Here is a 7115-nt window from a genome sequence, read left to right as displayed (position 1 = left end):
AATCTTTCTAAATGCTTTCCCATGAGCGGAACTCAGTTCCGTTCATCAGTTACGGGGCTTCTCCTCCTGGAATCTTTCTAAATGCTTTCCCATGAGCGGAACTCAGTTCCGTTCATCAGCTCCGGGGCTTCTCCTCCCGGAATCTTCCTGAATACTTTCCCATGAGCGGAACTCAGTTCTGTTCATCAGTTCCAACCTCTTCTCCTGGAATCTTCCTGAATACTTTTCTATGAGCGGAACTCAGTTCCGTTCATCAGTTCCAACTTCTTCTCCCAGAATCTTCCTAAATGCTTTCCCATGAGCGGAACTCAGTTCCGTTCATTAGTTCCAGCTTCTTCTCCCGGAATCTCCCTAAATGTTTCCCATGAGCGGAACTTAGTTCCGTTCATCAGTTCCAGCTTCTTCTCCCAGAATCTTCCTAAATGCTTTCCCATGAGCGGAACTCAGTTCCGTTCATCAGTTCCGGTTTCTTTTCCTGAAAGGTAGTTTCAAAGGTAGTTTTAAACATTTTATTTGTTGACAGGCACTAAGCAATAACTTATAATGCTGTTACAAGATAGATCGTTATCATAAGTAGTAAGTGGCTGACTTGCAAGATGCCAATCAGAAGGATAGGGGTGTCATCCATGAGAGTAAAAGAATTTATTTTAGATAATCAGAAATACTTTGAGGATTATATTACCAGAAGCACATATCATTCAAATAGGATTGAAGGAAATACTTTGTCCTTTGCTGAGACGTACGCTATTCTATTTAATGACAATAGCTTTTCGGTAAATGCAAAACCGAGAGAAATTTACGAAGCTATTAATCATAAATATGCTCTCTCATACGTTTTAGAACATTCTGAAAACCAATTAGACCAGCAAATGATAAAAGACATTGGTATAATGATTAATAAAAATATCTCTGATATTAATGGTTATAGAAAAGTCCCTGTTCTCATTCAAGGGGCTGAACATCTTCCTCCCTCTCCACAAGAGATCCCTCAGGCAATGATGTACTTTATTTATAATTACACGAAAACTGAATATGACTCTATTTTTGATAAAATAGCATATAATCATATACAATTCGAAAGAATCCACCCTTTTGAAGATGGTAATGGACGTACAGGTCGATTACTCATTAATTATGAATTGATTCACAATAACATGTTGCCTATTATTATTCCGGAAGATCAAAGGGCCCTATACTTTAAATATATTGCTGAACAAAACTCTGAAGGATTATCAAAATTCTTTGAAGGATTGCAAATTGAAGAAAAGAATAGGGTTAGATCTGCATTCGTCAATTACGCTGATAAATCAATTGAACTAGAGATATAATTTCTTTAATACGTTAAAATTTATAGTACCGCTCTACGGAACCTTTTCTGTGGGGCGGTCTTATTATTTATTAAAATCTCAATCACCGAAGTTGACGATTACAAAAAAATGTAAATAGAATTGGGATAATTCAATGACCATCTATCTACGTCTGTTTTGAATTATAGCGTCCATATATTTGATTGATTTTTTCTCACAGCGTTTCATCATAATATCATAACATTCTACTATTTCTGAAAATTTAATATTATCCTCTGCCCACGATTTTACAATTTCATCTTCATATAAATTTAAGTTACCTCCAAGTAATCGTCGCATAAAAATCAAATACTCTTCATTATCTTTTTCTTCACATGCCTTAATCCTTATGACAAACTTTTCAAAAGTTTCAATACTCATAAAAACCGCATCATCAACTCCTGTCGTTGTAGTTATAAAAACTGGCTCTTCTAATTCCCTGGACAAATCTGATATTGCATCATACCTTAGCTTTAGTTCATCTACTGTCTTTTTCCACATACCTAAATTTTCCCTTTACACTGCTGAATAATTGATTTAATACAAACGTTACTTTAATCCCTACTTCAGCAAGATCATTTGTTGTAATTACATTTGTTATATTAAAAATAAAAAATCTATTGCATTTTATCAAAAATAGTATAAAATTAGAGGTGGATACTAACCTGGACAAAATAACTATATTGTCCAGCTTTTTATAAATAACGGAACTTTTCTATGACCTAATTTCCCTTATTTATTCCAGCAAGTATCAAAGCATCATAATCATAATCTCTCTGAGGAAAGTTCTGAAAATCATTTTTCTTTTCATGTTGTTTAATTGGCAATCCTTTTTTCTGCTTAACTCCATCACCTTGAAGCATGACATTATAAATACAAGCTTGCATGTATCGTATTATATTTTTTATCTGCCTGGTTGATTGAGCTGAATAATAATCGCTTAAAACTCTCCTGCAAAAATCCTCAAAATAATCTTTACTTATGATATTCTTTAATTTCTCTATGATCTCTAAGCTGCTTATGCTTAACCCACTATATTGCATATTATTAATATAGCACAATTCGCACAACGTAGTCATGAAGATTTTATTGATTTCCAGGAATTTACTAATTTCTTCCTCCTCTGTAAAAAGCTGGTCTAAGGCACCGGCTTTTTTGATATAATCGACTAATTCATTTGCACTCATATTAAATACATTAGAGGATGAAGAGGATGTTAATAAAGTGTTTATGGTTAAAGTACTGTTTATGTTAATGTCCGAAATCTCGGTATCCGAAAAATTGGTATGCGGTGATACCTCTCCCGTGTCCGAAATTTTGGTACCCGGCGACGTGTTCACTATATATTGTGCTGAACCATTCTTTTTGTCAATATTTAGCGTGTCCGAAATTTTGGTACTCGGTAGTTTTTCCGTGTCCGAAATTTTGGTATCCGGTGATTTTCCCGTGTCCGAAATTTTGGTATCCGGTGACTTCCCCGTGTCCGAAATTTTGGTATCCGGTAAACAATCTACATCTGGATTATCATTTAAATAATAATCATTAACAGCCATTCGTCCACTATCTCGCCTTTGGACCACAGTAATATAATTAAGATCAATGAGTTGCTTATAATAGCGCTGATATGTATTATGACTGATACCTAAGTGCCTTAAAATGTCGTCTTTACTTGGAAAAGCACTATTTCCACTACCTGTCCATACACAAAAATAAGCATAAATACCTTTTGCTTTTATATTTAGCCGAGGATCAGTCATAACCATATATGGCATCCAACCATATCCTGCTGATTTTAACCCTCCAAATCGTATTCTGCTATAGGTGGATTTGTCAATTGTAGAGGATTGGGATTCAAATTTTTTAGGGTTTGAAACAAGTGTGTAAACATTTTTCTTAAAACCATTGGAGGAATTCTCCTGTTTTGTAGTAACATAATTTTGTTCAATTAACAATTTAAAATGTTTATAGAACGTATCCTTATTGATACCAAGATATTCTATTATTGTATCTCGACCTGGAAAAACTGTTGTCCCCATACCAGCCAGGCTTGCAAAATAGGTATAAATACATTTTGCTTCCAGCGTAAGATCTGGATCTAACATTACATATTTAGGCAGTATTCCTCCTCCTTTAGCACCTACGCCCTCTATTTTTAAAATTTCCTGTATCTCTGCCATTTTCTCACCTACTTCCGTTTTGCCTTGTGCTGCCTTACTTCACTACTATCCCGTTGATTTCAATATGTTCACTCGTTTCAATAACGATGCAGGAACGACCATTAACAAGCTGGCGTTTTACCAGGTACGATTTGTCCGGAGCAACTTTTATACTTACATCCGTTATCTTAATCTCAAAACTTTTGGTATTGGTCACGTTGGAAGCCATAAAACCAGAGTTTTCTACTTTCTGGCACTCTTTATAGCACTGATCATATTCTTCAAGCTTTTCCGGTGTGGCTCCGTTGTTAACCAGAAGCTGCTTTATTTTATATTTATCTAGGGTTAACGGAACCGGCTCATTCTTTGCCTCCTCTATCATCTCATTGAGACTGTCATGGATATTCTTTACCGTCTCAAAGTCACATTTTTCTCCCAGAGTATTTTCTATGATCGCCTGAAAAGTCTCCTTCTGGCTCTTTGCAGACATTGGAATGACACACCCTAAAAGTTCGTCAATGAAACGCTCCGGTACCTGCTCCGGATTTTTAGCGTAATATAGTAATCCATGAGTATCAGTATACCTATCTGTGAATGCTGGGAATAAAAAGCCTGTATCTGGTGCCTCCACGATCCAATCTCGATTTCTGTTCTCGATTACGTTAGCTTGTGAATTATAGCAAAGCCCCGCTTTGGATAATTTAACAGGACAAATCGTACACTGAATAAATTCATAGACGAAATCCGAAGCATCATACATTTCCATTCCATCTGTGGATTTTGATGGAATATCGTAAGCACAGTGTATCAAGATTATGTAGTAATTCTCTGCATACTCATAATTTGCAATTACTCTGTTGTAAAACTCCTCGATAAGAGAATCATCCTTTAATTGACTATCACGAAGTCTCATTAAAAAATCCTGTGTACCCCCCTCTGCTTCAGTAAGCATTGGAAACCTCATATTAATCAGATTTTTACCTATGCTGCCGCTTAATGAATTTTTAAAGATGGTAAAGTACTTAAATGCTTCTTCCTCCGGAAGAGATAGAAAGGCTTCCTTAAGCTCTGTCCGCTTGTTCTTTTCCGAATCTACATAGCAACTGCAAATTCGACTAATGCAGCAATTTGCTGGGGTTAAAAGCTTTTTAATTTCACATACTTCTTTCCTATTCATTCTTCCTCCTCAAATATTCGTTAACTTTATAAGTCACTGATATGTATTTGCCTTGCTCTTATCATTTGATTTTTTCACAAAATCAATTATACTTTTATTTATAAATTGGGGTTATATTTCATTTTAAATATGTTATAATTAAATATATTTCAAATAAACTGTTAGGAGCTTTACTATGGATAATTTTTTTGATTTTGTTAAACATAACCCTGCTGTTATGGCATTACTTCCTGCATCAATACAAGCTATTGTTTCTCTACTTACTCTCTTTAAAAAAAAGAGCGAAAGCAAAATAGTTACATATTCCAATAATAATTACGGGAATCAAATTAATGCCGGAGCTTATTCCACAAATAAAATTAATGACTACTCTAACAGCGGTAATACAACAATAAATAATAATCAAACATATAACTCAACTTCATCTTCTAATACGAGTATTAGTACCGTTTTAGTATATTTAATTCTGTTGTCCATTGCAGCTGTTATTGTTCTTTGTTTCTATTTAGAAAATAGAGATATAATTTTGACATCAGTCTTTATTTTTGTTTTTACTTCTTATATTTTAAATTTGTTATTGGCTCCCAAAATTCAACGTTTAATAGTAAAAACAATAATCTATTTTATTTTAACTGCTTTATGTTGCTTTTTAATTTCTTATAACTATTTTAAACCATATACATTTGATGCCTATTTAACACAAATTAGTAACACCAATAATTTTTCAGATAAATACGATTTAGTACTGAATAATCATCCTGCGCTTTACTATGTATTACTTCAAATCAGCGCTTTATTATTCTTATCTATATCACCACTATATGATATTGTAAATAATATAAGAATACTCACCTCTAGTAACTCAGGGGGGAAAATTAGTCCTATCATTGGAGTAATTGTGGCATTAATCTGCGTGTTACTTCCGGCAATATTACCTTATTACATTCCGTCGTGGTAGGTTTAAAACCTATCACGTTTTTTCTTGCTTATAAATTCATACATTCGTCTAAATACCTCGCATACTATCATACCTACTATTGCACTTTCCCATGTGACTTCATATAAAATGTTAAACACAACTAAAACTTCAGTAAGACAAATCAAAATAATCTCCTTGTCGTGATTAAGATTGAATTCCCTTATGCTTAACGCCATCATTGCAGCCATTGATAAAATAAAGAAAAAAACATCTGAAAATAAAATCATAATTATATCTGGTTCCATTTTTTCTATCTCTGCGCCAAAACAAATATACATTCCTATTATCGCTCCACCTAGGGAGGCAACCATTACAGTTATTATGAAAATATAATTTTTTGCTATTTTGTATAGTAACGATACTATCTTATTTCTAATGTTTTTTTTCATTTTTACTCAATTCTCCCTTGCTTAATATCAGTTTAACGTTTCTAGAATGACATAACTATTCTTTCTCTTAGCTTTTGCAATTCGTACATTCTTCTTCCCATCTTTTACAAACTAATCTGTGTTTATTTTTGCCAAGCTGTAAAATCTCATGGTATCACTCCTTATGAAAATACTAAATTCGCTAACCGACATACTCCTCAAATGTAGGCGTTTTCCAGAAAATAAAATTGTTACACCAACGTTGGATTTTTTTATATATTGGTTTGCAATGCTCTTTGTCATAAATCATAGGATAAGGTGAAAATCTCAACGATCTGCAAAACTGAATTCGTTCTATGTCCTGCTCAATCGTAGTATTGAAATTGGTTAAGATATAAACCATCACTCGACCTTTGTCCTTATCGTATCCGGTTGACTCCTTGAATGTCTTTAATTTTCGCTCTATGAGCTGCTTATCTTCGTAACGATCGTAAGCGAAGTGTATACCATCAAGTCGGATCTGTTTAATCAATTCAAGGTTTTTATCACTAATTCTCCTTATATCTATGCCTTGATTAAAATTCACTTTTGATTTACTGTCCACCAGCTGCTGTAATAATTCCATGTGCCCAGGGTACGCCAGTGTATTGGGATCACAGAGGACAATATTTTTCTGATCTTTCCAAAACTCTGACAAATCAGCCACTTTATAACTCTTCTTCCCCTCCTTACACCCTACATGGCAAAACTCACAACCCGTTGGGCAGCCCCTGGTCAAGAAACCATAAGCTGTATCTTTGGTCATTTCTGGATAAAGAGAATAATCCGGGTAAATATGTTCAACTTCATTTGGCAACAAATAATCTCTTTCTTTGTAATATATTTCTTTGCCGTTTGCCAATTCGATACAATACCCGGAGCCACCTCTTTTAATTACCTTTGAATAAATAGGCTGTATGTAGTCAGGCGTGAAGCTGAATACTTTTGACATATAAACTAAGTCGTATTCTTCGATCAGGCCGTCAAACGGCTCATACCACTGAACCCGATCATCTTTCGACTTATGCCATGCACTTATTTTCATAAGTG

At 34.3% G+C, this 7115-nt stretch carries 8 protein-coding genes; 2 read left to right on the top strand and 6 right to left on the bottom strand.

Going from position 1 to position 7115, the window contains the following annotated elements; genetic code table 11:
• Nucleotides 1-308: 308 nt before the first annotated feature.
• On the bottom strand, nucleotides 309-434 hold the full coding sequence (locus CRO04_RS27085) for a hypothetical protein (protein ID WP_278321387.1): 126 nt from the start codon (nucleotides 432-434) through the stop codon (nucleotides 309-311).
• A 192-nt stretch (nucleotides 435-626) separates the two neighbouring features.
• On the opposite strand from CRO04_RS27085, the gene CRO04_RS25260 reads away from it, so the two are divergent.
• Nucleotides 627-1328: a Fic family protein gene (locus CRO04_RS25260; RefSeq protein ID WP_097007003.1), complete on the top strand. Its 702-nt coding sequence runs from the start codon at nucleotides 627-629 to the stop codon at nucleotides 1326-1328.
• 141 nt (nucleotides 1329-1469) lie between these two features.
• Here CRO04_RS25260 and CRO04_RS25255 read toward each other — a convergent pair whose 3' ends face one another.
• The 3 genes from CRO04_RS25255 to CRO04_RS25245 all read right to left on the bottom strand — a co-directional run bounded on the left by CRO04_RS25255 (nucleotide 1470) and on the right by CRO04_RS25245 (nucleotide 4679).
• Entirely contained in the window at nucleotides 1470-1847 is a 378-nt protein-coding gene (locus tag CRO04_RS25255; protein ID WP_097007002.1) for a hypothetical protein, read from the bottom strand.
• 221 nt (nucleotides 1848-2068) lie between these two features.
• The gene (locus CRO04_RS25250) at nucleotides 2069-3523 is read right to left on the bottom strand and encodes a helix-turn-helix domain-containing protein (RefSeq protein ID WP_097007001.1); all 1455 of its coding nucleotides are present in this window, start codon (nucleotides 3521-3523) and stop codon (nucleotides 2069-2071) included.
• 34 nt (nucleotides 3524-3557) lie between these two features.
• On the bottom strand, nucleotides 3558-4679 hold the full coding sequence (locus CRO04_RS25245) for a DUF4317 domain-containing protein (RefSeq protein ID WP_097007000.1): 1122 nt from the start codon (nucleotides 4677-4679) through the stop codon (nucleotides 3558-3560).
• Between the two features lie 175 nt (nucleotides 4680-4854).
• Here CRO04_RS25245 and CRO04_RS25240 point away from each other — a divergent pair, with 175 nt between their 5' ends.
• A complete protein-coding gene (locus CRO04_RS25240; protein WP_097006999.1) occupies nucleotides 4855-5637 on the top strand; it encodes a hypothetical protein in 783 nt (260 codons plus the stop codon).
• Nucleotides 5638-5639: 2 nt separating this feature from the next.
• Here the strand turns inward: CRO04_RS25240 and CRO04_RS25235 are convergent, their stop codons facing one another.
• Both CRO04_RS25235 and CRO04_RS25230 read right to left on the bottom strand, forming a co-directional pair.
• Nucleotides 5640-6047, bottom strand: a complete 408-nt coding sequence (locus tag CRO04_RS25235; RefSeq protein ID WP_097006998.1) for a hypothetical protein — start codon at nucleotides 6045-6047, stop codon at nucleotides 5640-5642.
• 181 nt (nucleotides 6048-6228) lie between these two features.
• Nucleotides 6229-7115: radical SAM protein (locus tag CRO04_RS25230; RefSeq protein ID WP_099458947.1), on the bottom strand; the 887-nt coding region annotated here is incomplete at its 5' end.

The sequence above is a fragment of the Lacrimispora amygdalina genome, assembly GCF_900205965.1.
In the GTDB taxonomy this organism is placed as follows: Bacteria; Bacillota; Clostridia; order Lachnospirales; family Lachnospiraceae; genus Lacrimispora; species Lacrimispora amygdalina_A.
The sequence above is the reverse complement of the archived record's forward strand: the minus strand, read 5'-3'. Positions and strand labels throughout refer to the sequence as shown.